Here is a 26,752-nt window from a genome sequence, read left to right as displayed (position 1 = left end):
TAGGCTGTTTCTCCTTAAGGTACAGATCCCTCGACAAGCTCGGGATGACGAGTGTTGGGGTTATGACTTGTGCAATGCAAGGTTTTTCCAAAGCTTTTTAAATTCTTTGTGAATAGAAAAAAGGATATGATGCAGAGACCATTAGCTTGGCCGAGCGGCCTCGAGCGTGTCTCGCATCATACCTTTTTTCGTTTGCTTAATTATTCATTTTAGTCTTCTTTAAAGTATTCTACACCTGCAGTGAATATATCTTGCATTTCTATTTCACCCAAGTTCTTAAATAGATTGTCTGCAATTCTTTCGCTGTGTCCCATTTTGCCGAGGATTTTTCCATCAGCAGAAATCATTGCCTCAACATTTTCAAGGGATCCATTTGGTGCATCTGTATAAACTGCTGCCACCTGTTCATTTTCTAAAATCTTGTCCATTACTTCTTTCTTAGCCACAAGTCTTCCTTCTCCGTGAGAGATTGGAACTTTGTAAGTTTGTCCCTCTTTAAGATTTGCAAGCCATGGTGAATTTGTTGTTACAAGTTTTGTGTCAACAACTTTTGCAATGTGTCTGTGGCAAGAGTTAAATGTTATTGTTGGATCGTCTTCGTCCATTTCTTTTATTTCGCCAAAAGGTAGAAGTCCAGTCTTGATTAACGCTTGGAATCCGTTACATATTCCAAGGATTAGTCCGTCGTTTTCCCCTAGAAGTGTTTCAATTGCTTCTTTAACCTTAGGTGATCTGATTACATTGGCAATAAATTTGCCTGATCCGTCCGGTTCATCTCCAAGTGAAAATCCTCCAGGTATTGCAAGGATTTGTGCACCCGAAATCTTATCTGCAAGTTTTTCTATAGACTCTTCGATATCTTTTTCGTCTCTATTTTTAAACACTACAACCTCTGCCTTTGCTCCCGCAAATTCAAAAGCATCTGCAGTGTCCCATTCAGAGTTTGTTCCAGGGAATGCTGGCACGATTACCTTTACTTCATCAACTGGTTTAGTTGATTTCATTTTTCTCTTTTCAGCTTTTCCTTGTTTAAATTCTCCCAGTTCGTTTTTGTCCACTGGTTTAAATATTTCATCTAATGTGTGTAGGTAAGCATCTTTTAATTTTTCATCATCTAGCTTTTCGCCATTAACTACGATGTTTCCTACTTCTTTAAATTCTCCAACTTCTTCGATGAAGTCTCTATCTTCTAAATATTCTACGATAAAAGATCCGTAAAGTGGTGAATATAAGTCCTCAAGTTCTACTTCAAATCCAGTGTTTGAAATTGCCATTTCATAAATTCCTGGAAGTGTTCCCTTGTGATTAATTGCAGATGCTGCAATTATATTTCCACTTTCAATTTCCCTATTAACTTTCTTGAAGTTTTCTTTAAGTTCATCTAAGTCAACTGTTCCAGTCACATTTCTCTTAATTGTAACAAGACCAATTTTGCCCTTGCTCTTAAATTCTGGTCCAATAATTTTTTCTGCATCTTGTGTGTTTACTGCAAAAGAAATTAATGTTGGCGGCACATTTATATCTTCAAATGTTCCACTCATGGAGTCCTTTCCTCCAATTGGAGGTGCGTCAAAGGCAGATGATGCCACAAATGCTCCAAGTAGAGATTTAAGTGGTTTTGACCAAGCTTCTTTTGAGCTCATTTTTTCGTAAAACTCTTGGAATGAAAGTCTGATGTCATCTACTGGTGAACCAACTGCCACAAGTTTTGCAATAGATTCAATTACTGCATAGTATCCGCCCAAGAATTGTGATTCTTCTGAAAGAATTGGGTTAAATCCATAACTCATAAGTGATGCAGTTTTGGAAACTCCATCTAGAGTTGGAATAAGAGCTGCCATTGCGCCAATTGGTGTTTCTTGATTTTTTCCTCCAAGCGGTTGAAGCACAGTGCTTCTTCCAACAGATGAGTCGAAAAGTTCAATCATGTTCTTCTTAGAAGTTATATTTAAATCGCTCAAATAGTCGTATAAATTCTTTGGATCTTTGTCTGCGCTTACAAGCATTGGTGCAAAGTCTTCTGATACTACAGAAACTTCTTCGTATCTATCTGCTCCAGTTGAGTTGATAAAGTCATATCCCATGTCGCAGATAATTTCATCGCCATAGTACATTCTAAGTCTGTTGTCGTCTGTAACTTTTGCAACAATTGTTGATTCTAGGTTTTCTTCATCGGCAAGAGCCATGAATTTTTCTGCATCGTTTTTTGCAACAACTACTGCCATTCTCTCTTGTGACTCAGATATTGCGATTTCTTTTGGCTTTAGTCCGTCATATTTTAGTGGCACTTTGTCAAGACTCACTTCAATTGAGTCTGCAAGTTCACCAATTGCTACAGAAACTCCACCTGCTCCGAAGTCGTTACATTTTTTGATAAGTTTTGCAGCTTCTGGGTTTCTAAATAGTCTTTGAATTTTTCTCTCTTCTGGTGCATTTCCCTTTTGAACTTGTGCTGATTCTGTTGCAATTGATTCAACGTTATGAGATTTAGATGAGCCTGTCGCTCCACCAATTCCGTCACGGCCAGTTCTGCCACCAAGAAGTATTACTACATCGCCACATACTGGGTCAAGTCTCTTTACATTTTCCATTGGCGCTGCAGCCATCACTGCTCCAGTTTCCATTCTCTTTGCAACATAACCTGGGTGGTAAATTTCATCAATTAGTCCAGATGCAACCCCGATTTGGTTTCCGTAAGAAGAGTAGCCAAGGGCTGCTTCTCTTGTTATTTTCTTTTGTGGAAGCTTTCCTTCTAGAGTCTCTTCAACTGGTGTAAATGGATCGGCTGCTCCTGTAACTCTCATTGCTTGATATACATAGCTTCTGCCAGAGAGTGGGTCTCTTATTGCTCCACCAAGACAAGTGCTCGCTCCTCCAACTGGTTCGATTTCTGTTGGGTGGTTGTGAGTTTCGTTTTTAAACATCAAAAGATAGTCTCTTAACTCTTCTTTTCCATCAACTTCAACTCTTGCCTTTATTTTAATTGAGCAGGCATTAATTTCTGAAGAAATTTCTAAATCGTCAAGTTTTCCATTTGCACGAAGATATTTTGATAAAATTGTTCCAAAGCTCATTAAAGTAATTGGCTTTTGTATTTTTAATTCTTCTCTAATTTTTAAGTATTCATCAAAAGCCGCTTTTATTTCTTTATCAAGTTCAGTTGCAACATTAAAATCAATGCCAAGTTCTGTGTTAAAAGTAGTGTGACGGCAGTGATCAGACCAATAAGTATCTATTATTGCAATTTCAGTTTCGTTAGGGTCTCTGTTTTCTTTGTTGAAATATTCTTGAACAACTTTTAAGTCTTCAAGGCTCATTGCCAAAGATTTTTCGTCTAAGAAGTTTTTAAGTCCTTTTTCGTCAAGTTCATTAAATCCGTCATAGACAATATTTTCAAGATTTTGTCTTCCTGATTCCCTCATGCTTTGTACTTTAAACACATCTACTTCTGTTGAGTCAACAGGATTAATTAAAAATGCCTTTATATTTTCGAGCTCTTCTCCACTTACGCCTTTTAAGTCGTAAACTTCTGTAACTTTTGCCCTTACTTCTTTATCTGTAAATAAAGCAATAGTTTGAACAAGTCCCGCTTCTCTATTGTCGAATTGTCCAGGCAAAAATTGAATTCCAATTGGACTTTCAAAGCTTTCTTCTAGCTCTTTAACATCTTTATAAAACACCTCATCAACCGGTGGCTCAGAAAAAACAGTGTTGATTGTCTTCTCTAGAGTCTCATCGTCAATTTCAATGTCATATCTTCTATAAGCTTTTAAATATTCTAGGTCAATCTTTAGAGAGTTTTTAATTTCACTTATTAGATTTTTAGATTTGTAATCAAATTCATCTTTCTTGCATACATAAATTCTTTTTACATTTACCATATCACACCTCATCTGATTCTTTTGGCCATACAGCATAATCTCCGTCAAAGCAAGCTTTGCAGAATACATCTTCATCTAGTTTACTTGCCTTTAACATCCCCTCCATAGAAATAAAAGCAAGACTATCTGCTCCAATTCTCTCTCTAATTTCTTCTATAGAATAGTTGGCTGCAATTAACTTCTTTCTAGAAGGAGTATCAATACCATAATAACATGGATACATAACTGGTGGGGAAATAATTCTAAAATGAACCTCTTTTGCTCCAGCTTCTTTCATTCTCTTGATTAAATTGCGAGAAGTAGTTCCCCTTACTATGGAGTCGTCAACTACAATAATCTTTTTATCTTTTAAAACAACTTCAAGCGGATTTAGTTTAAGTTTAACAGCAAGCTCTCTTTCCTCTTGAGTAGTCTTAATAAAAGTTCTTCCCATATATCTATTTTTAACAAGTCCCTCAGCAAATGGAATGCCTGACTCTTGAGCATAACCCATTGCACCAGGAGTGCCGCTGTCTGGAACTGCTATTACAAGATCTGCATCAACAGGTGCTTCTTTTGCCAATTCTTCTCCACATCTTCTGCGGAAGTTATAAGCATTGACACCGTCTAAATTTGCATCGTTTCTTGCAAAATATACATATTCAAAGATGCAGTGCTTTTTATTGACATTGCCGTGGTGATAAGAATGAAGACCAGTTTCATCTACAACGATTATCTCGCCTGGTTCTACATCTCTCATATTGTCGTCTCGTCCAATAATTTCTATTGGCGCATTTTCAGATGCAATAATAATTTCACCATCTACGGACTCGCCTATTACAAGAGGTCTAAATCCATTAGGATCTCTAAAGGCAACTAGCTTGTTGTCAAATAACATTACAACGGAGTATGCTCCCTCAATAGTATCCATAGTTTTTTTGATGGCTTCAACAATGTCGCCGTCGTATGATCTTGCAACTAGAGACAAAATAACTTCAGTGTCGATTGCAGTTTGAAATAATGCACCTTCATCGCTTAGTTTTTTTCTAAGTTCTTCGTCGTTTACTAAACTTCCGTCGTGAGCAAGGGCAAATTCTCTTCCCCTTGCAAAAGCAAGTAGTGGTTGTGCATTGTAGACATGAGGTTTGTTTGCAGTTGCATATCTCACATGGCCAATTCCAATTTTTCCACTAAGCCTTTCAAAGCTCTCGTCATTAAAATGATCATAAACAAGTCCATTGTCCTTGTCCAAAACTAAACCATCTTCATTGTATACACATATACCACTGGCTTCTTGTCCTCTGTGTTGAAGAGAATTTAGTCCATAAAAAAGTTTTTTGCTAACATCTTGATTCGAATAAATACCAATTATTGCACTCATCTTAACTCCTAAAATAAATTCTAAAAAAATAGAGAACTCCTCTAGAGTTCCCTAAATTATACAGTATCTCCTGTATGGAAAAATTCCGCACTTATAGCGTTTGTTGACAAAAATAAAAATATTTTATTGTGAAGATAATTAAAAATAAATTTATATCTCAACTTAATTCCTCCATAAAATCATAAAAACATTATAGCATAAAGTAAAAATGTTTTGTATTTAAAATTCTGTTTCTAAAAGTAAATATTTACTAAAAATTTACAGCAAACTGAAGTCCCGCAAGGATTATGCTCCAGTCATAGATAATGTGGACAATATAAGTGACAGTTAAATTTTTGCTGATGATATAAGACATAGTTAGTCCTGTCCTAACAATAGAAATAATTAAAATAGCTTGCAGAAAATTAAAATCATAAGTCGAAAGGTGCATAAGTCCAAAAGTGACTGAAGAAAGTAAAACTGCAAGTAGAACTTTTAAAAACCTATTTTGGATTTTACTTTTATTTATTACAAACAAAAACGGAATAATAAAAATAATCTCCTCAGTGATAAACTGAATTACAGACGAAATAAAAAATTCGATTAGATTTTCTTTATCAATCATATCAAAAATTGGATTGTTGCTCACGTTCATCTCGACCTTTGAAAGGACAATGGATGAGATAATTATTGCAACAAACATTATTATGACACCAAGGACTATATATCCCAAATCCTTAAGCTTTAGTGGTTTAAAAATTTTTAAAAGGAAATTTTTGTCGATAATTAAAAGTGCCAAAATTCCTATTACTGCAAGAATTACTGCATTTAAAATTAAACTTTCAATTTTTAAAAAATATGATGCGAAGGCCACTACGACAAAAGAAAGTATGGAAATAATATATCCCAATATCCATCTCGAAGTGGGCGCCTCTATTATTGGATAATCTCTTTTCATACTTAAATTATATAATTAAAATCTTGCAAAAACAAGAAGAGCGTTATAGATGAAATTTTAAAAATTTCTTGGTTAGGTTATCGTATTATTTTATTTTTTAAGAAGTATTTTGATGAAAACGTAAAAAGAGCAATGCAAAAATACTTCATAATAAATTCATGAGCATTATAAATTTTAAGATTTTTTACTTCCTCATCTTTTTAAAAGTTTTTAAAAGACAACATCCGCAGGCCTTTAAAGATTTAAAAGTAATAAAAGTTTTTAAAATTTAAAAACCTCTAAGCGACTCCAACATATCCACAACTAATTAAGGGCATTAAAAAAGACCAGTAAAAACTGGCCTTTTAAAATCTAAATTTTAATTCTAATTAATTAGAACCATCCTCTAAGTTTCATAGCTTTTTCAATTCCTTGAATAGCGTACATGTAAACTCCTTCTCTAGGAACTACATCATATTCATCGCAAACGCCGAATACGCCTTCGATAGCTTTCATCATGTCAGCTTCTTGTTTTTCTTCAACTTCTGCTTCTGTCCAGTAGTATCCGTATTGGTTTTGTACCCATTCGTAGTAAGATACAAGTACTCCACCTGAGTTAGTTAAGATGTCTGGAGTTAGTGGAATTCCTTTTTCAGCTAGAGCTTTGTCTCCTTCTGGAGTTGTAGGACCGTTAGCTGCTTCACAAACTAATTTAACGTTAAGTTTAGATGCAACTTCGCCAGTGATTACATTTTCAAGAGCTGCTGGAATTAGAATGTCATATTCGCCTTCCCAGAATTCTTCGTTAGAAATTTGTTTTGCTCCAGGGAATCCGATAAGAGTTTTGTGTTCGTTCTTGTAAGCAAGAAGTTCTTTAAAGCTCATTCCGTCTTCGTTGTAAAGAGCATAGTTACCTTCTTTTTTGTCCCATTCAGCTAGTGCGCAAACTTTTCCGCCTTGTCTTTCAATGTTTTTAACTGTGAAAGATCCAACGTTTCCGAATCCTTGAACAGCGATTTTAGCTGTAGCAAAGTCGATTCCGTAACGTTTAGCAGCTTCTCTTGTTACTACTGCAACACCAAATCCAGTTGCTTCGTTTCTTCCTTGAGATCCACCGAAGTCTACTGGTTTACCAGTGAATGTACCAAGGTCCATTCTGTCGCCGTTAAGTTTAATATATTCGTCCATGAACCAAGACATAATTTGTCCATTAGTGTTTACGTCTGGTGCTGGAATGTCGATTCTTTCGCCAAGATATTTGTAAAGTCCTCTTACATATCCTCTTGCAAGTTGTTCAAGTTCTCTATCAGAAAGTTCAGATGGATCTACACAAATACCACCTTTACCTCCACCGTATGGAAGACCTAGTGCTCCACCTTTGAATGTCATCCAAAGAGAAAGAGCTTTAACTTCGTCCATGTTTACGTTAGGGTGGAATCTACATCCTCCCTTAGCAGGACCTACAGCTGTTGAGTGAGCTGATCTCCAACCTTTGAAAACTTTTACTGATCCGTCGTCCATTTTAACTGGAATAGAAATTTCAATAACTCTTTCAGGTTCTTTTAAAATTTCATATACTGCAGGATCTGCACCTAATTTGTCACAAGCAGCTTTAACTTTTTGTTGTGCTGCTACTAATGGATTTAATGTATCTGTCATTTTAACACTCTCCTTTTACTATGTATAAAACATTGGTAACTTTTTCATCCAGATTTATTATATCAAAGGGATTTTTTAAATTCAAGGAACTAGTGTAACTTTAACGAATTGTTTTAAATTATATTATTAGTTTTTACAAATGTTTCAAAATGTTACATCACTATTCAAAAAGTAACATTAATTTTATATTTTAAAACAAAGGTAATTTCACGCTTTTAACTGCTAAATTACATTTTTAAAATATATATTTAAATCGCGATTTTGGTTTTATTTATAGTTAATATTGTTCTTTTAGTACTTCAATTATAGGTACATATATAGTATTATAGATTTGGGAGTTTGATGCAATGAATAAAAATCTTAAAAATTGGATATTTTCGAAAACATTTTTCGTAAAGCTAATGTCAGTACTTGTCTGCATGATTTTTACATCTTTTTCAATCGTTGTATTTATCAAGGCAAATGATTTAATATCAGGTGGCCTTTCAGGTCTGTCAATCCTAATTAGTAGACTGACGGGGATGAAGCTATCAATATTAATTTTATTATTAAATACGCCTACATTTATTTTGAGTATAATTTTTCTAGATAGAGACTTTGCTTTTTTCTCTGGAATTTCTGTGCTATTTTTATCTTTCTTTGTTTCGTTAATAGAAAGATTTCTACCAGGTTTCTACATAACTAAAGATCCATTTTTAGCTGCCGTATTTGGCGGACTACTAAACGGAATTGGTGCAGGAATTGCCTTTATGCATGGAACTTCAACAGGCGGATTAGATATTATTGCTGCAATCATAAAAAAATATTTTAACGTGAGCATAGGAAGCGTGCTAATGATAATAAACTTTATGATTATCTGTGCACTTGCCTTTATCTACACGCCAGACCAAGCTCTTTACACTTTGATACTCATGTATATAACCTACAGTGTAATCGACAGAATGCAGCTTGGAGTTGGAATTCAAAAGCAAATATTTATAATTTCTGAAAAATACGACGAAATTGTAACTGAAATTTATAAAGAAATTAACAGAGGCGCTACATTTATTAATTGTAGAACTGCTTATAAGAAAAAAGACCTTTACATGGCCTATGTAATTTGTTCATCAAGGCAACTAGTAAAGGTACGTCAAATCGTAAAAAGAATTGATCCCGATGCCTTTATGGCGGTTAACGACACTTCCGAAATACTGGGCAAGGGATTTAAAGAACTTTCAATTTAGTTTTATGGCTGTCACTTTTGTGGCAGTCTTTTTTATATGAATTTTAATTTTTTTAATCGAGCACTTCACACTTATTTAAAATTTTTATTTAACTCTCTCTTTTTAATAAATAAAACTTAAAAAAAGACATACCTTTCGATATGTCCTAAGATTTTTTATTTTTCCAAAAGCTCCATTGCTATTTCTACATTTTTGTGAGCTTTTTGTCTCATTATCTCTGTATTCTTCTCAAGAACTTCTTTGCTATCTTCTAAACTTGAAAGAGTTTTATTTATTTTTTCATAAAGTTCTTTTGAAGTAAAGTCATTAACTTCCACAGATTCTTTAATTCCAAGTTCGTGCACCATTGCCCTAACCTTTGGATCATAAATTACTCCAACCATTGGAAGATTTACATTGGCTCCATATATTACGGAGTGAAGCCTCATGGCAACTAAAAGCTTTAAGTCTTTAAAAATTCCCATAAGCTCTCCTGCAGAATAAGTATTCTCCACTACCTGGACCTTATCTTTATGTCTTGAAAGCTCGGCAATGTCTTTTGAATAAACATTGTCGCGAGGCATGTGGAAGGGAACGAGGAGCACGTCGTATCCGTCTTCAATTAACATGTCCACAACTTCTGCAAATTTTATTTTTAAACTCTTGCTGTTTTCATAATCCCTTAGGCAAAACCCAATAGTGTTTTCTGTGAGCTTAATATTTTCAATTTCAAGTATCTCTTTTACTCTTGTATCTGTTGCAGACTCAAGTGAAAAAACTGGATCGGCTGTGACTAAAATATTTTTATTTTTTACTCCCAATTTTTTTACAAATTCTTGTGAAAAACTATCTCTTAGAGTTATGAAGTCCACTCGGTTTAGGACAAATTTTGTCAAGAATCTGCTAAAGCCCTTGTCAATTGGTCCAATTCCATTTGCATAGACATAGACCTTTTTTTTGCGCATCTTCGCCATCAAAATCACTGCCAAGTAATAGATGATTGACCTTGTTGAAGTAAAGTCTTGCAACAAAGACCCTCCTCCTGAAAGGAAGATGTCGCACTCTCCTAGAGTCTTCCAAACTTCTGAAACCTTAAATCTATTTACGGCATTTATTCCATAGACCTTCCTCGTCTTCTCTGGATTATTTGAAAGAGCAGTCAAAAAAAGATCCTTATTAACTTTTTTAAAATCCGCCACCATGGCCTTAAGTATTGCGTCATCTCCCGAATTGTCAAAACCAAAGTAACCAGACATTACAATTTTTTTCATACAAATCACATTTTCTAATTGATTTTTATATTAATTTTGAATTTCTATTTTTTCATTTTTTTGAACTTTAATTGCTGTAAATATTATTCCTATAATTATCCAGAATGTAAAAATTATTCTCGGAATGTATAGGAAGTGTTCCACAAGTCCGTGAGCCATAATACCAACTATACTTGCGCATAGTCCTGCTCCAATATATTTGTAATACTTATCTTCAGATTTTACTAAATTTATATAGGCATATTTAAGCGTTGATAGCATAAATAGCATGAAGATAAATAGTCCAGCTATACCAATTTCTGCCGCAACTTCAAGATAAGTGTTGTGTGCGTGATAAATTGGCATTGTTCTTATATAAGTTTCGAAAGTCTTTTTAAATGGAATATAACCAAAGCCAACTCCGCCAACTTTGTGGTCGCGAATTAAATTCATAGTTATCTCCCATATTTTTATTCTGTATGAGTTTGACGAGTCTACAGTTGATCCAATGGAGATAATTCTATTTAGCATTTGGTCTGGCAAAAACATAAGTCCGCCAAGTCCCACTGGTATTGCCAAAATTAAAAGTCTAAGATCTACTAAGATTATAAAAGTAAGAGCTGCAAAGGCAATTCCAACCCAGCCTCCACGAGAAAGAGTCAGCAAGATACATACTAGAAGTAACCCAGTTGCACCAGTAAATACTATTTTTTTTCTCATGCTCTTGGTGTGCCATGTAACTCCAACTGCAAGTGGTATTAGCATTACTAAATACTCTGCCAAGATGTTTGGATTTTGAAATACTGAGTACACACGAACGGCAATGTCTGTGTTGTTTTCAACATCAAGCCACTCTGGTCTCATCTCTACTCCAGTAAATCTTTGGTAGATTCCAATTAGTCCAACTAAAAGAGCTGATACTAAAAAGACTGAAATAAATGCGTTTAGCTCGCTCTTCTTCTTTATTGTGTTTGTCATTGCAAATACAAAGCTCAGTCCAGCTGCATTAAGAGCCAAGTCACGCAATGATCCCATGGGCTCAATTGATGTAATTGTCGCAAAGATTGCCACAAAACCAAATAGTCCAATTGGAAGAGTGATATCCATAACTTCAATTTTTTCTTTAAACAAAATTGATCTTATTAGGACAAAAAATCCCATAGAAAGAAGCATTATTAGTCCTGCGGCATCTGGCAAAAATGGATACAAAAACGCAGCTCCAAAAAGACCGATTTTTACATCGTAGATTACCATTACAAATCCGCATACTCCGACTAAACCTGCAACAAAAAATTTAATTCCAAAAAAATAATATATGGCTGCTAAAAAGGCCGCCATGAGCCAGATGAAATTTAACTTTTTAGGTACTACCACCAAGCTTCACCGCCTTTGTCTAGTTCGAAAAAGCTAAGTATAAATTCTAAAGCTTTTGAATTTTTAATAATCGCCAAATATTTCCCCTTTAGAGTCGACATAATAAAGCCAAAAACTACAACTGCAATGCCAAATTTAATATGTGCTCTAAATATGATTGCAACTATTGTCACAAGAATTCCAGACCACAAAATAATATTAGAAACAAAGCCCATTACTTCGTCGAAATCAGAGAGAATTTCAAAGGTATCTCCCAAGAAGAATGTGTGCTTAATTGGCTCTACTAAAATCCTGTGTAGGAAGTGCATAAATCTTTCGATTAAAGCAAAAAATCCTTTGTAGATTTTTAAGAAATATGAATCTCTAAAGATATACTTAGTTCCATTTATAATTGTGTTTAAATTAGAGTTTGCACAGGCTCTCTTAATAGGATCACCAATGCCCTTAAAAAATTTGTGAGTCACACTACTTTGGTAAGCATGTGAAAGGGCAAGGTAAATTCTATTTAGAAACCTTACCGTTACTGAATTATACATTTTACACCTAGACTTCTACATCTAAAATTGTCATAAATGATGCGAATTTTTTATTTTTTACTCTTTGTTGAGCTCCAACTCTCATTTGTTCTGAGCCAACTTGATAAAAGTCATTTGTCTCTTTTACATCTACCTTAAGTTTAACGTCGATTGTAAATTTTTCTGGAACTTCGGCATTTACCCAGCGGCCTTGGTACTCAACTTCTTCAGTGTATGGCTTTGCAGAAACTTCTGCGATTTCACCAATATATGTTCCCTTGTCGTAATCGTAAACTGGGTCTCCAACTTTTACAGCATCAACTGTTGCCTGTCTTACTTCTGTAATTTCTGCAACGATTATTCCTGGTTTTGATTCTGCACCAGCTGAAGATGTGTTGTTTCCAAATCTCTTTACTCCAGTTACTATTATTCCAATAACTGCAATAAGTACAAGCAAATCGATTATGTTAATAAAACCGAAAAGTCTTCCATTTTTATCTATGATTTTCACTTATTTCCTCCTAAAAGTATCTCTTTATAAATTTCATACTGAGTCCTACCCATAGCTTCGTGGGAATAATTTTCCTTTACATTCTCTTTCATATTTGATCCAAGCATTTTTAATTTTTCCTTGTCACTATATAAATCTAGAATGTGTTTAGAAAGAGCCTCGTCATCGCCCACATCAAATAAATATCCCGTCTCATCGTCCTTTACAATTTGTGGAATACCTCCAACTCTTGTTGCAATTGTAGGAACGCCAACTAATGCAGCTTCCAAAATTACATAAGGAAAAGACTCAGATATACTAGTAAGCACATTTACATCAATGGCATTAAAGAATGAATATTTATCCTTTACAAAGTTTAGAAAATATACCTTATCAGAAATTTTAAAATCTTTTGCCAAATCCTCTAGGCGAGTTCTCTCATCACCACTACCTGCTATTAAAAAATAAATATCAGTGTTTTTATCCAAAACTTTTTTTGCCGCTCTTATAAAAGTTTCGTGATCCTTTACCTTGTCAAGACGCGCAGCTATTCCGACGATAAATTCACCATTATAGATTATTTTGTGTTTTTCCAAAAATGCGTCCTTTGGAAGAATATCAATATTCTCGTCGGTGTTTATGCCGTTGTATAGAACGTGAATTTTCTTTGGATTAAAACCACGATCTATTAGCATATCTTTAAAGTTATCACTTACACAAATATAGTGATCAAACTTTTTAAGTGCCATCTTATTAAGTCCTGTGTAAATTAGATTTTTGTAAAAACTATCTTTAAAATCCAGCATGTAGTCAGAGTGTATAGTTGTTACCATGGGCACAGATATTTTATTTTTTAGAAACATTGCAATAAAATTTGCACGCGCGCCATGAGCATGCACAATGTCATATCCAGCTTTTTTAATTTCATCACTTAATCTAGTGACAACAGATAGGTCGGATCTTTTCCTTTGCTCAAAGACTTCAATATTATATCCAAGCTCTTTGGCCTCGTCGTAGAAAGTATCTTTGATAAAACAAATTATCTTTGCATCAACTTTTCCTTCCAAGCCCTTCATCAGAGTGAAAATATGAGTCTTGGCACCGCCTGTATCGCCGCCACTAATTAAATGGAGAACTTTAATCATATACAATAATCCTCCTTAACATTTTAATTATACATGATTTAGTCTTGTTTTTGAATAGTAAGTATTGGCGCAAAAATTTCTCAATTTAAAAAAGTATGAGCCTCAAAACCCATACTTTACTTCTTCTTGTTTGCAAGATCTATTACAAGGGACTCAATTACTTCAAAATCAAAAACTGAGGAGTCAATAAGTAAATCGTACATCTTTGAACTGCCCCAAACCTCTCCAGTGTTTCTGGAGTAGTGATTAGCCCTTCTGTTGTTCTCTCTACTTAGCTTAAGCTCAACCTTGTCTTCTTTTATATTGTATTTTTTATTAACTCTATCTTTTTTAAAATCATCTTGAGCGTAAATAAAAACTGAAAAAATATCGTCGTCTTTAAGTACAAAATTTGCGCACTTTCCAAAAATTACTGCACTGCCACCTCGGGCAATCTCCCTAATAGTTCTAGAGTCCATTAAAAATGCCGCATCATTTGCCGACATGTCTTCTTGTGAATAAGAATAATTTTGTCTATAAAGATCATATATAGTACCTTGCAAAAAAGAATCGTCCTTTTTTACATCTTCAGGTTTTACCTTGCCTTCCAAACTCATAAGCTCAATTACCTTATCGTCGTAGAACTCTATACTTAATTTTTCAGCAATATTTTTTGCAATTTCAGTTGCACCGCTGCCATACTCACCATCTATTGTAATAATTTTATTTGACTTCTTGCCAAAAATTAAATTCATAAGCGACATTTCCTCACCTCTACTTTATTATATAATAGAATTGTGTTAGAAATATAAAATAATATTAAATTAATGTGAAATTAATGTGCTTTTTTCCTTTTTCTCACAAAAATCTTTTGAAGCGGAACTTGTGCCACAAGTGTTGCAACAAAAATTAAAGACGCACCCAAAATTTCACGCTCGTTCATAACTTGTCCCAAAATAATCCAACCAAAAACTGCCCCAAAGACAGACTCAAGTGAACTTATCATGGACGCAATAACTGTGTCGAGATCCTTAAGCGCCATAATTTGAATCGTAAATCCAACGCCAGAAGATAAAATCCCAACGTATAAAATTGTCACATAGGATTTTAAAATCATATTCATGTCGATTGTCTCTTTAAAAGTTGCAATGATTAAAGAGAGAAGTCCGCACACAAAAAATTGCACCAAAGAAAAAATAATGCTATTTGTGTTGTTAGAAAATCTCGACATGAGCATCATGTGCACTGCAAACATAAAGGCAGAAAGAAGCACTTCAATATCGCCCCTATTTATTTTAAACTCGCCCTTAATTGACATTATGTAAGTGCCTGCCATGGCAACAATTATACAAAGGATAATTTTAAAGTCCGGCTTCTTGCCAAAGAAAAGTCCAATTATTGGAATAAATACAATGTATAGCGCTGTTATAAATCCAGCCTTTCCCGTAGTCGTATAGATTAGACCAATCTGTTGAAGATTGATGGCAAGAGTAAAGACCACTCCGCATATCATGCCGCCCTTAACGGTTCTCTTTAGAGAATAATTGTCGTCGTAATTTATAATTTTTGATTTTTTAAAAATTATATGCGTTATGAGTAGAAATATACAGGCAACAAAAGAACGTGACACTGTAAAGGTGTAAGGCCCCAAATGTTCCATCCCGGCAGCTTGTGCCACAAAGGCAAGCCCCCAAATTATTGCTGTTATAAATAACATTATTGAAGCTCTTAGTTTTCTATTCATATTAACACCACCTACCAAAAAAAGCACCAATCTAAAGCCCTTCTTAGCATACTAAATTGATACTTAACTCCTTTATTATTAATTCAATGTTATCACATAATATATAATTAAAAAAGCATTTGTAAATAAAATTTTTGCCCCATGTTTTAGGGTATAATGTATGCGAGGTGTATAAATGATTAAATTTAATTTGTATGGAAAAGAAGAAGGTGCAAAGATTAATTTTCTTAAGAAAGATGATATAAAAAATTGCAAAAACAAAGATTATCTTTCTAAGAAAGGTTTTGAAGGTAAGCTAGGTGAAATAATTTATCTACCAAGCACAAGCACAAATAGCGAAATTTTTGTTGGCCTTGGAGATAGCGAAATTACACTAGAAGACATTAGAAATATTTTCTTCGATCTTGGAAACCTGCTTCGAGACGAAAAAGAAAGTGTTGCAAGTGTAAAAATTCCTGATTTTGGACTATGCCAAAAGAAAACTATTATGGCAGTCTACGAAGGTCTAAGACAGGGCGAATATTCTTTTACAAAGAAGACTAAAAAAGATGAAGAAATTTTTGATTTAACTATTAATTACATCCCACCGCGCGGAAAAGAAGAAAAATTACAAGAAGGTCTTGACCTTATGAGCGACATGATGGATGGAGTGTTCTTGGCAAGAGACCTTGTAAACGAAACTGGAAATGTAATCTATCCAGAAACTCTTGCAATTATAACAAAAGAAAAACTTGAATCTGTTGGCGTAAAGGTCACAGTTTACAAAGAAGATGAAATTAAAAAACTCGGCATGAAAGCTTTTATGGCAGTTGGTGGCGGTGCAACTAATAGACCGCGACTAATCGTTATGGAAATTGAAAATTCAGACGCTCCAAAGACTGCCCTTGTTGGCAAGGGACTAACTTATGACAGTGGCGGATACAATATAAAGAGCCCAAGTGGAATGGTTTCAATGCACTCAGACATGGGTGGAGCAGGAAGCGTAATCGGAACGATGTATGCCCTTGGAAAGAGCAAGGCAAAGGTAAATGTTGTTGCAGTTGTTGCAGCCTGCGAAAACATGATTTCTGGAACAAGCTACAAATGTGGCGACATAATTGAGACAATGAAGGGACTTACAATAGAAGTTAAAAATACAGACGCAGAAGGAAGAATTACTCTTGCCGATGCAATTCATTATGCAACTAATAACTTTGAAGTCGAAAGAGTAATCGACCTTGCAACTTTAACTGGTGCCGTTACAATTGCACTTGGAGAAGAATACACTGGTGCTGTCACAAACGACGAAGAATTTTATAACGAAGTTAAAGAAGCTGCTGAACTTTCTGGTGAAAAAATTTGGGCATTCCCATATGATGAGGACTATAAAAAGCTAAATCACTCAGACGTTGCCGACATTTCAAACACTAGTGGAAGAAATGCAGGTTCAGTTACTGCAGGCCTATTCGTTGGTGAATTCGTAAAAGAAGGCACTAAGTGGGTTCACCTAGACATTGCCGGCACAGCTTATAGATCTAAGAAGAAGGGTTACCTTCCAAAAAGAGCAACGGGAATTCACGTAAAGACACTTTACAACTTGCTAAACCCAATAGATTGCTAATAATTACAGTTAAAGATTTTGAAAAGATAAAAAACACAATGGACCTAGTGCCGAAATATTTACCGGTACTAGGTCCTTTAATTTTATTTTTATTGTGTGTAAAATGAGATATTTTTTCACATTGACAGACTTCTCATTATTTGTAATTACACCTGACGCGGAAAAAAATTTAATAAGTATCTGTCTTAAAAAAATAATATAATAATGAGATTATATAAAACTTTAAACAAAGCTCAAAAAAAAGCACGAAGTCCTCCCTCGTGCTCATTTTTTTAAATATTTAAAACTCTATTTGATATCCAGCCTTCATAGACGCTTCCATCTGTGTTAGTAGCATATACGTGACACCAAACTCTCTCGCCCTGTATTACTGTTTCAAAAATTTCTACAACTGCATTGTCGCCAAGCTGAACTATGGCTTGTGAGTTTAGGCTTGGGCCAGTTCTAAGGTTGCCCTTGCCCTTTACTGTTCTTGATGTGCCGTTTAAGTTGTAGGCAAGTTGTTTTAGTTTGTCATTTGTGCCTATAGTTTCTTCTTTTTCTTCTTGCTTTTCTTCTTCACTTTCTTCAGGTTTTTCAACTGTCTCTGCTGCAGTTATGTCCTTTCTAAATTCGCTTACTTCTTTGTATCCGGCATATTTTAAATTGTTGTCGATGTCGCCTAATTCTGTAATGTCGTATCTACCTTCCCTATTGATGTAATATTGGTAGGCACCATTATTTTCAGAAAAATCGCTAGTTAAATATGTGAATAGATAGGAGTAGTGATCTCCGTAATATGAATCGAACTCTGCTTGATAAATAGACATGATGTTAAACATTGAAGAGTATTGATTCTCTAAATCTTTTAAATCATCTTCACTTGCAACTTCTTCATAAATTCTAAGTCTTTCAATTTTTAAATTCTTAGCTGAGTCGCCTGCATATTGTTGTATTGATTTTTTAATTTTTGAGTCGATAGTGTTTAAAACTTCATTTGGAATATCTTTTATACTATTTATTAGTTTTGGCAAGTCTTTTACAGTTAATTCTTCTTTTATCTCGTCTTGGTCAAATTTAATTTTATAATTTCCCTTGTCGAGTTTTAAAGTTGCTGTTATCTTGTCCTTATTTTTAATATTTTCTTCTTTATTAAGCTCAATTGGAAGGCTGTTTAGATAAGTCATAAGTTCGTATCTGTCAATATTATCAGACACATCTTTAAGAGAAAATTCACCAACTATATCTGCAGTTGCTTTTGCATAACCGTCCACACCATCAACTGCAATGTTTATAGAAACTCCACTTGTGTCCACAACTGCATCTGGCCTTGCCTTATCAATTGCAAACTTAATTATAAAAATTGCAATAATGATTCCAAGAATAATTCCGCCAATTTTAAAAATCTTTTTGGAATCAATGTTTTTGCCATTGTAATTTAAATCATCGTCATAGTCGTCGTAATCGTCATAATCTCTTTCAAATTTAGATTCTTCGTAAGAGTCCTCGCGATTTGTGGATTTAGTCTTTTTCTCTTTATAGCTATCTTCCACGCTTTCGCTCTCGTCCACGTCATAATCAGAAATATTATCTGCACTCATTTGAGATGAAACTTCGCTCATTTTGTTGGCGATGTTGTCCCTCGTCTTGTTAAATCCTTCTTGGAACTTTGTTTTAGATATTACTGCCTCGTCTCCAACAGTCATATCTCTTCCCTTATATATCTTTCTATAAAGGATAAACGCAGCAATTGCCATGACAATTGGACTTGCAAAAAGCAAAATATCCACAATAGTTTCTCTTGCCTTTGACATTGAATAGAGGCTTCCATAGGCTCCCGCTCCACTTGAAAGTGCACCGCCAAAATTCATGTTCATGAGGTTATTTAAACTCTCTGCCATCTTGTCAATTACTTCGTAAAAAGGTGCTCCAACTGTAAAGTTTAATAAAAATAAAATAAATCCAATTGAGAGCATGATGTTGCTCAAAATTTTGAAATTGCGTCCCTTTTTAGATCTCACATACACTGTGTAGAGAAAAATTACAAGAGCTACTACATAAATAATTTTAACAAGTCCAAACGTTTTCGATAGAAACGAAAAATCCCTCGGCGTAGGATCATTAATCGTACTTAGCTTGACAAATCCAATTACATAGACAACTACGAGTAAAATAACTGAAACAAGTAGAGCTTTGTCAAAAGATTTTAAGCTGAGCTTTTTATTATTCGTATTACTCATTTTTACCTCCTCCTTTTAAATAAGTTTATTATTAAACTAATAATACTTTATATAGAAAACGCTGTCAATGCTATTTCAAAATTAGAATTTATCTAAAAATATAAAGTTTTTATAATTCTAATTTTGTAAATTGTAAGACTTTCGTTTTACTTAAAAACGTATATGCTAATGCCGTGTGCTTTTCCGTTATTTTCTACGACGCCATAAGCATAGCCATATTCCCTTGCTTTTTTATAAAGAAGATTTTTGTTGTGACCCTCTGAGTTCTTCCATGCCTCTAGGCTTCTTTCAACTTTTGCTTCAATTGCATCTTCTTGTAACGGTGTCCTCCAGCAATATAAATTTTCGCCTAGATTAACATTTGATCCGCTAGGTGAATTGTGATCTGCCTCGCCATTTTTTACAAATGTCTCCATCTCTTCAGCGACTCTAATCTGTGCAATTTTATTTAGCTCTTCGCTTTCTCTTAAGATATCAAGTTCATTTTGCGCTCTATAATTATTTAGATTTGTCTTGTAAATATTTTTATAATCTTTTTTGTTTAATGCTCTATCTACTTGAGATAAAGAAACTTTATCTTCTTCATGTGCCTTATTAGAAATTTCATCTTCTTTGGTTTTCTTATTTAAATTTTTGTCTATATTATTTTTTGCAGACTTATTTTGTGAAGACTTTTCAATCAAAACTTCTCCATCTTTCCAGTCCACCTCATGTCCCATTGTCTCTGAGAGAAATCTAATTGGCACATAAGTTCTTCCATCGTATAGAGTTACTTTGCTATCTAAAAGTCCTGTTTTTTCTTCTCGAATTAATATATACTTATTAGAATTTATTGGCATAATAATTGGTCCATCTTCTGTTCCAACTAGCAGTGCCCCATCTGGATAATCTTCATATTTTTTTGCATATTCAATTGTACTTCCCAAACGTTCAGTTACAAATCTTGCCGGCACCATGACCCTATTTGTGTTTTTATTAAGATAAGCCCTGCCATAGTCACTTGGAATATTTTGCATTACTCCATTAATTTTAATATTTATCTCCATCTCAGCTGCCTCTTTTGGAAGTTTCCCCGCTGCCATTACAGTAGCTGGATTTAATAGACTCGTGAGCATCAAAACACTAATTATTTTTTTAAATTTAGTATTTTTCATATTGCCTCCTTATTTTTTGATAACGATTACATAAACTTAATTTAATATTACTTTAGTAATTATAAAAAGTCAATGAGCCTTGCAATATAAAAAAGCTCCGCCATATTGACAGAGCTTTCAATTCTTTATTTTATTTAAAAAGTGACACTATAAAATCAATAAATCTCTCTATAAAGTTCTTTGTGTCCTGTACAGCTTTTTCGCCTTCAGGTGAATTTAAAAATTCATTTGCCTTCTTGGAATATTCTCCAACTTTGTTGGCAACTTTTTTCCAATCTATGTCGGCGTTTTTCATGTTGTTAAAAAGTGTTGTGAGTCCTTCTTTTGAACTTTCAGAAAGTCCAATGTTATACTGTGAATCAACTGAGTCGATTATTGCCCTTACTTCTTCTTTGGACTGAGGCATCTTAGATGCCATTTCGCTTTTAACTACATTTATTACATCATTTGTCTTCTCGTCTCCAACATCTTTTGCAAGTTGTGTCTGTACTACAACTTCTTCGTTGGCAACTTTCTTTACATCTTCTGGGATTTTTTCTCCAGTCACTTCTTCGTAGGATTTTAAAATTCCAGTAAGAGCTGCTGTACCAGTAACTCGTCCCGGTGCAGTTACATATACATAGGCATTTTCAACTCCAGCAGTTGTCATTGCGTTTCTGTATGAATTTTCACTAACTCCAACGATGTTTGGAGAAAGTTCTACATTTATTCCCTTGCCTGTGTATTTTACTATGGCAGATGATATTGCTTTATTTCCAATTTCTCTTGAACTTAGAACATCGCCTAAGTATTCATATTCTTCTTTATTTGTTACTTCTATAATTTTTGCATCATCACTTGGATTTAATTCTCTTAAAATTTCTTCTCTCTGAGCACTTGTTAAATCTTTTCCCAATGTGACTATTTCTTTTTCTTTTGCAAAGACAGATGTGGGAAGTATTAACAGTAGAGAAAGAAGAGCCACCTTAAAAAATTTTTTCATTCATATCCCTCCGACTATATTCTAACAAAAATATGTGTAAAAGTTGTGGATATTACATGAAATTTATCTTTATTTAAAATATTTAAGATTTTCTTAAGAATTTATTTTTATTTGCAGTCTGAATTTTTAATAAAATTATTATTTACCTAATCTTTTCTCGTCATATATATATTATATGCAAATTTATATTAAGATTTCTTTGATTAAATTTATTATAGAAAGGATTATTAAATTAAATGAAAAAATTTTTAAAAGCATTTGCAGTATCTGCACTAATTGCATCTCTTTTAGTCGGATGTGGCAAGTCAAATAACGAAACTAAAAAGACCGAGGCAAAAGGCGACGGTGACAAGATAAAAATCGAATACTATCACGTAAACGCCGAGACACAAGGAGGCGCAAGCGTAAAAGAGCTTGTAGATAATTTTAATAAAAATAACGACCACATTGAAGTCGTGGCAACATATAACCCTGATATGTACAAAGGACTTATGCAAAACTTGCAAGCTAAACAAGCTGGTGGAGAATCACCTGGACTTGTGCAAGTTGGTTGGGCATTTTTAGATTATTTTTCCAATAACTTCGACTACGTTTCTCCAGTTGATGCTGTGGAAAAATATGATGACGACAAAAACTTCTTAAAAGATAATTTCCTTCCTAATGTACTGGACTTGGCAAAGAATTCTGAAGGTGAGCAAGTGGGTATCCCTTACTCCCTTTCAACTCCAGTACTATATATCAATAAAGACATCTTAAAAGAATGTGGACTTCCCGAAGAAGGTCCAAAGACATGGAAAGAAGTCCATGAGTTTTCAAAAACAATAAAAGAAAAGACTGGCAAGTACGGCCTATACATTCAGGAGCCAGCAGACTTTTGGGGACAACAAGCCCTAATCGAATCTAACGGCGCAAAGATGATTACAGATAATAAAGCAAGCTTCGCATCTCCTGAAGGAATAGAAGCAATGCAGCTTTATCAAGACATGGTTTCTGATGGATCAGCTCTACACATCTCATGGGATGAGGGAGTTCAATCTTTTGTCGATGGAAATATTGCAATGTGCTATACAACTATTGCAAGGCGTGAGCAAATTCAAAAAGGCGCAAGCTTTGATGTAACTTCTGTAATGTCTCCAACTTTTGAAGGTAAAGAAAGAAAAGTCCCAGCTGGTGGATGCTTCTTGGCAATCACAGCAACTGACGAAGACGAAATAAAAGCAGCATGGGAATTTGAAAAATATTTATACGGAATTGAGCAAATGGCAACATGGACTAAGGGAACTGGCTACACTCCTCCTAGAAAAGATGTCGCCGAAGCAGAAAACGGATTAAAGTCTTTCCTAGAAGAAAATGAAATGATGAAACCTGCAATCGAGCAGTCTAAAGACGTAGTGTCTTGGGCATCTTTCCCAGGAAATGCTGGGCTAGAATCTGAACAGGCTCTTCTTGATATGAGAGATGAAATCCTAGCAGGCGACGATGTTAAAACATCTATGGAAGCCGCACAAGAAAAAATAAACTCACTTCTTGAAAATAATTGAGGCCAGAATGAAAAGTAGATTAAAAGGTTACTTGATGCTTTTGCCTGCAGGAATATTCTTCTTGGCATTTGTCATAGCTCCGCTGTTCTACACATTTTATCTAAGCTTTTTCGACTGGAATATGATAAAAGTAAACAAGAAATTTGTAGGACTTGACAATTATATAGAATTATTTAAAAGACCCATATTTTCAAAAATACTGGTTAACACATTTCTATATATAATAATCTTACTCGTCATAAATTTCTTGGCAGCCTATGTTCTTGCATTTGTCTTAAGCATCGTTTTAAAAAAATATAAAAATTTTTATAGGGCAGCATTCTTTCTGCCCTCTTTAATTTCTCTTGTAATTGGATCTGTCCTATACACGTGGATTTTAAATCCAGTCTCAGGTCCCGTTGCAATAATATTAAAGCACTTTGGCGTGTACATGCCAATTTGGTCAAAGACACAGGGCCTTGTAATAGTTGTAATATCAATAATTACATCGTGGAAGGCCTTTGGATATAATTTCATCGTAATCCTCGGTGGAATATCTGGAATCGACGAGAGCATTATCGAGGCAGCAAAGCTCGATGGAGCAAGTAATTTTAAGCTATTTAAGGACATTGCCCTTCCAGCATCATCAGCTACGGGAATATATATCTTTATAATGACAATTGTACAGGGACTTCAATTTGTATTTACGCCGATAAAAGTAATCACACAGGGAGGTCCAAGCTACGGATCGTCATCTCTAATTTATCACTCTTATCACGAGGCATTTATTTTATACAAAACTGGTGTCTCATCGGCACTTTCAATGATAACAATGATAATTTTTGCCATACTTTTGGTGCTAGAATTTAAATTTGTGGAGGAAAATATTTATTATGAAAACTAATAAAAAACAAATTGCACTTCATGTAGTTTTAATTCTACTTGTGCTAATCACATTATTTCCAATAATTTTTGCCCTCTCAAACTCCTTTAAGACTTTGCAGGAGTCCTTTAACTCAGTTCTTGCTCTCGTGCCAAAAGAGTTTACGCTTGAGAATTATAAATATGTATTCTCAAGACTTCCGCTATTTAAAATAATATTAAATACTTTCACAATTGCCTTTATCGTGACAGCTGTTAAGATTTTAACTTCAATACTTGCAGCCTATAGCTTTGTGTATATTGATTTTAAAGAGAAAAATATAATTTACTTTATATTTTTGACAACTATGTTTATACCATTTACTGTGACGATGATTCCGAACTATTTAATAGTTTCGCGCCTTGGACTAACTGATACAATTTGGGGCGTAATGCTTCCCCAATTTGCCGACGTCCTTGGAATATTTTTGCTGCGCCAAGCCATGAGGACTATTCCAAAGTCAATTATAGAAGTTTCAAAAATTGACGGAATTGGCGAAGCGAGAATTTTAAAAGATATTATCCTGCCACTAGTTAAACCATCAATCATTTCAACGGCGATAATATTTTTCATCAACTCATGGAATGAATATGTGTGGCCAGTTTTAATCATTTCATCACAGGATAATTACACACTCTCCCTTGCCCTTCAGATGTTTATATCCTCAGAAGGCGGAACTGAGTTTCCAATAGCAATGGCAGTTTCTGTAATTACAATGATTATACCGCTCATACTATTTTTAATATTCCAAAGGCACATAATGTCTACCTTTATCAGTAGTGGCGTTAAATAAGGAGGAAAATTTGAAAGAAATAATTTTTGACGGCGTAAGCAAGTCTTATGACAAAGAGACGACTGTGCTTGACAATTTAAATTTTAAAATAAATGAAGGCGAAAGGCTCGTCTTGCTCGGCCCATCAGGTTGTGGAAAATCAACTACACTTAGAATAATTGCAGGCCTATCTTCCATAACAAGTGGAAAATTAATCCTGGGCGGAGAAGTTGCCAACGACCTCGAGCCAAAAGATAGAAATATTTCCATGGTTTTCCAAAACTATGCACTCTATCCCCACATGAGCGTTCGCGAAAATATTTGCTACGCACTTAAAATAAATAAAGTACCGCAAGACGAAATTGAAAAGAGACTTAAAGATGTGCTCACAACTTTAAAATTAGAAGGACTTGAAGATAGAAAGCCAAAAGATTTATCAGGTGGACAGAGGCAAAGAGTTGCCCTAGCGCGCGCTCTAGTAAAGCAGTCTGACTACTTTCTGCTCGACGAGCCACTTTCAAACCTTGATGCACAGCTTAGACTCCACGCGAGAAAGGAACTTGTAAAACTTCATGAAAAATACAAGATGACCCTTGTCTATGTAACTCACGACCAAGTTGAGGCGATGACTATTGGAGAGAGGATTGTTCTATTAAATAAGGGGAAAATCCAAATGGCAGATAGCCCAAATAACATTTACAATCATCCGAGAAATGTATTTACAGCAACATTTATCGGATCACCTTCAATGAATATAATTAAATCAAAAGTATTGGACGGTAAAGTTTATATCGGAGATCACCAAGTCATGCTCCCAGAAAATTTGCAAAAATTAATCTCAGAATACGAGAAAGGCAATGTATACCTTGGCATAAGACCTGAATATATTGATGTAGCTCATGAAGATAAAGATAATATTGAAATAAATGTAAATTTCGTCGAGGACTACGGCAACAAGCTTGGAGTTTACTTTGACCTTGAAGGCAGTGAGCATGTGCTCCTTTCTGATGATAAAAATATAAAAAACGGCGACAAGCTATTTATAAAATTTGACAGAGAAAAAATTTGTCTATTCGACATTGATACAGAAGAAAATTTAGAGGTGCTAAATTGATTTATATTTCAACAAATATGTATAGACCTGAAAGTTTCGAAAAAGTTTATAGAATTACAGACGCTTTGGACTTTCCCATTGGAATAGAAATATTTCCATTCTTTAACGATGAAAACTATGAAAAATTACTTCAAGATAACTTTGAAAGGCTAAAAAATTACGAAATAACTTTTCATGAGCCCTACAACAAAACTGATCACAGCTATTTAGAGGGCGAAGTCTACGATAGAACTTTGGATTACTTCAACAAGATGTTAAAATTTAAAGACCTAAATCCAAAATATATTGTCTATCACTACAACAACAGAAAAGTAGATGACAAAGAAAAAATGCTTGAAGCAGCAAGAAAAAACTTGGACTTTTTTGGGGACCTCACACTGACTCCACTATTAATAGAAAATGTTGGAGTGGACGATAGGGGCAATAAACTTCTTGACGAAGATGAATTCATAGAAGAATGTTTAACTAGAAATGAAAAAGTCTTAATCGACATAGGACATGCCAACGCAAACGGCTGGGATATGGAAAACTTAATCTCATCCCTTAAAGAAAAAATCGTCTCCTACCACCTTCACACAAATGACGGAAGATGCGACGAACACCGCTCAATATTTGAAGATGGAAAAACTCCAGACATCAATAAGATAATTTCACTAATAAAAAAATACACACCAGAGGCAGACCTCGTAATCGAATATCTAAACTATTATGAGGACAAAGAAGACTTGGTGACCTACGACATAAAAAAATTAAAAGAACTCTTATAAATAAAAAATTGTAAACTTTATTAAATATCTGTAAATTATCGAAATTATATAGAATTTAACATCTTCGCAAAATATTATTATATAGTTAAATAGGTTGGAAAAGAATAATTTTACCCATTCTTCTCCAACCTATTTTTGTCTTATTAATTATTTATAATAATGATTTACTAAATTTTATATATCTTAT

Annotated in this window: 21 protein-coding genes; 7 read left to right on the top strand and 14 right to left on the bottom strand. The window is 34.4% G+C overall.

Translation table 11 applies throughout. From position 1 onward, the window contains the following. Positions 1 to 209 precede the first annotated feature (209 nt). The 4 genes from ACOX6R_RS00105 to ACOX6R_RS00090 form a co-directional block, all read right to left on the bottom strand. A complete protein-coding gene (locus tag ACOX6R_RS00105; RefSeq protein ID WP_433445961.1) occupies positions 210 to 3,881 on the bottom strand; it encodes a phosphoribosylformylglycinamidine synthase in 3,672 nt (1,223 codons plus the stop codon). Between the two features lies 1 nt (position 3,882). Further along, positions 3,883 to 5,241: an amidophosphoribosyltransferase gene (purF, locus tag ACOX6R_RS00100; RefSeq protein ID WP_433445959.1), complete on the bottom strand. Its 1,359-nt coding sequence runs from the start codon at positions 5,239 to 5,241 to the stop codon at positions 3,883 to 3,885. Positions 5,242 to 5,491: 250 nt separating this feature from the next. Next, positions 5,492 to 6,178 carry a CPBP family glutamic-type intramembrane protease gene (locus tag ACOX6R_RS00095; protein WP_433445957.1) on the bottom strand — a complete coding sequence of 229 codons (687 nt, stop codon included), beginning with the start codon at positions 6,176 to 6,178 and terminating at the stop codon, positions 5,492 to 5,494. A gap of 372 nt (positions 6,179 to 6,550) precedes the next feature. After that, positions 6,551 to 7,816, bottom strand: coding sequence for a Glu/Leu/Phe/Val family dehydrogenase (locus ACOX6R_RS00090; RefSeq protein WP_433445955.1), 1,266 nt, complete (start codon positions 7,814 to 7,816; stop codon positions 6,551 to 6,553). Between the two features lie 347 nt (positions 7,817 to 8,163). On the opposite strand from ACOX6R_RS00090, the gene ACOX6R_RS00085 reads away from it, so the two are divergent. After that, positions 8,164 to 9,039, top strand: coding sequence for a YitT family protein (locus ACOX6R_RS00085; protein WP_433445953.1), 876 nt, complete (start codon positions 8,164 to 8,166; stop codon positions 9,037 to 9,039). Between the two features lie 155 nt (positions 9,040 to 9,194). Here ACOX6R_RS00085 and csaB read toward each other — a convergent pair whose 3' ends face one another. The 7 genes from csaB to ACOX6R_RS00050 form a co-directional block, all read right to left on the bottom strand. Beyond that, complete coding sequence (csaB, locus tag ACOX6R_RS00080; RefSeq protein ID WP_433445951.1) at positions 9,195 to 10,289, bottom strand: polysaccharide pyruvyl transferase CsaB; 1,095 nt, start codon at positions 10,287 to 10,289, stop codon at positions 9,195 to 9,197. 30 nt (positions 10,290 to 10,319) lie between these two features. Further along, entirely contained in the window at positions 10,320 to 11,642 is a 1,323-nt protein-coding gene (locus ACOX6R_RS00075) for an O-antigen ligase family protein (protein WP_433446061.1), read from the bottom strand. Continuing rightward, positions 11,636 to 12,178 carry a hypothetical protein gene (locus tag ACOX6R_RS00070; protein WP_433445949.1) on the bottom strand — a complete coding sequence of 181 codons (543 nt, stop codon included), beginning with the start codon at positions 12,176 to 12,178 and terminating at the stop codon, positions 11,636 to 11,638. Before ACOX6R_RS00070 ends, ACOX6R_RS00075 begins: the two co-directional genes overlap by 7 nt. Before the next feature lie 7 nt (positions 12,179 to 12,185). After that, positions 12,186 to 12,668, bottom strand: coding sequence for a DUF4330 domain-containing protein (locus ACOX6R_RS00065; RefSeq protein WP_433445947.1), 483 nt, complete (start codon positions 12,666 to 12,668; stop codon positions 12,186 to 12,188). After that, positions 12,665 to 13,792: a glycosyltransferase family 4 protein gene (locus ACOX6R_RS00060; protein WP_433445945.1), complete on the bottom strand. Its 1,128-nt coding sequence runs from the start codon at positions 13,790 to 13,792 to the stop codon at positions 12,665 to 12,667. The genes ACOX6R_RS00065 and ACOX6R_RS00060 overlap by 4 nt, the downstream gene beginning before the upstream one ends. A gap of 116 nt (positions 13,793 to 13,908) precedes the next feature. After that, entirely contained in the window at positions 13,909 to 14,526 is a 618-nt protein-coding gene (locus ACOX6R_RS00055) for an AAA family ATPase (RefSeq protein ID WP_433445942.1), read from the bottom strand. Positions 14,527 to 14,606: 80 nt separating this feature from the next. After that, positions 14,607 to 15,515: a DMT family transporter gene (locus ACOX6R_RS00050; protein WP_433445940.1), complete on the bottom strand. Its 909-nt coding sequence runs from the start codon at positions 15,513 to 15,515 to the stop codon at positions 14,607 to 14,609. Between the two features lie 175 nt (positions 15,516 to 15,690). Here ACOX6R_RS00050 and ACOX6R_RS00045 point away from each other — a divergent pair, with 175 nt between their 5' ends. Beyond that, a complete protein-coding gene (locus ACOX6R_RS00045) occupies positions 15,691 to 17,115 on the top strand; it encodes a leucyl aminopeptidase (protein ID WP_433445938.1) in 1,425 nt (474 codons plus the stop codon). Positions 17,116 to 17,387: 272 nt separating this feature from the next. On the opposite strand, the gene ACOX6R_RS00040 is transcribed toward ACOX6R_RS00045, so the two are convergent. The 3 genes from ACOX6R_RS00040 to ACOX6R_RS00030 all read right to left on the bottom strand — a co-directional run bounded on the left by ACOX6R_RS00040 (position 17,388) and on the right by ACOX6R_RS00030 (position 21,470). After that, a complete protein-coding gene (locus ACOX6R_RS00040; RefSeq protein ID WP_433445936.1) occupies positions 17,388 to 19,334 on the bottom strand; it encodes an SH3 domain-containing protein in 1,947 nt (648 codons plus the stop codon). Between the two features lie 146 nt (positions 19,335 to 19,480). Further along, the gene (locus ACOX6R_RS00035) at positions 19,481 to 20,488 is read right to left on the bottom strand and encodes a stalk domain-containing protein (protein ID WP_433445934.1); all 1,008 of its coding nucleotides are present in this window, start codon (positions 20,486 to 20,488) and stop codon (positions 19,481 to 19,483) included. Positions 20,489 to 20,618: 130 nt separating this feature from the next. After that, complete coding sequence (locus ACOX6R_RS00030) at positions 20,619 to 21,470, bottom strand: DUF1002 domain-containing protein (RefSeq protein WP_433445932.1); 852 nt, start codon at positions 21,468 to 21,470, stop codon at positions 20,619 to 20,621. A 236-nt stretch (positions 21,471 to 21,706) separates the two neighbouring features. Between ACOX6R_RS00030 and ACOX6R_RS00025 the strand changes: the two genes are divergently transcribed. The 5 genes from ACOX6R_RS00025 to ACOX6R_RS00005 are packed head-to-tail and all read left to right on the top strand — an operon-like array spanning position 21,707 to position 26,565. Continuing rightward, entirely contained in the window at positions 21,707 to 23,011 is a 1,305-nt protein-coding gene (locus tag ACOX6R_RS00025; RefSeq protein ID WP_433445930.1) for an ABC transporter substrate-binding protein, read from the top strand. A gap of 7 nt (positions 23,012 to 23,018) precedes the next feature. Further along, complete coding sequence (locus ACOX6R_RS00020; protein ID WP_433445928.1) at positions 23,019 to 23,894, top strand: carbohydrate ABC transporter permease; 876 nt, start codon at positions 23,019 to 23,021, stop codon at positions 23,892 to 23,894. Further along, on the top strand, positions 23,884 to 24,705 hold the full coding sequence (locus tag ACOX6R_RS00015; protein WP_433445926.1) for a carbohydrate ABC transporter permease: 822 nt from the start codon (positions 23,884 to 23,886) through the stop codon (positions 24,703 to 24,705). Before ACOX6R_RS00020 ends, ACOX6R_RS00015 begins: the two co-directional genes overlap by 11 nt. A 10-nt stretch (positions 24,706 to 24,715) precedes the next feature. After that, positions 24,716 to 25,798 (top strand): ABC transporter ATP-binding protein, encoded by a 1,083-nt coding sequence (locus tag ACOX6R_RS00010; protein ID WP_433445924.1) that lies wholly within the window; start codon positions 24,716 to 24,718, stop codon positions 25,796 to 25,798. Next, positions 25,795 to 26,565 (top strand): sugar phosphate isomerase/epimerase family protein, encoded by a 771-nt coding sequence (locus ACOX6R_RS00005; RefSeq protein WP_433445922.1) that lies wholly within the window; start codon positions 25,795 to 25,797, stop codon positions 26,563 to 26,565. Before ACOX6R_RS00010 ends, ACOX6R_RS00005 begins: the two co-directional genes overlap by 4 nt. Positions 26,566 to 26,752: the final 187 nt, after the last annotated feature.

The organism is Peptoniphilus sp. (genome assembly GCF_050943655.1).
GTDB lineage: Bacteria > Bacillota > Clostridia > Tissierellales > Peptoniphilaceae > Peptoniphilus_A.
The sequence above is the reverse complement of the archived record's forward strand: the minus strand, read 5'-3'. Positions and strand labels throughout refer to the sequence as shown.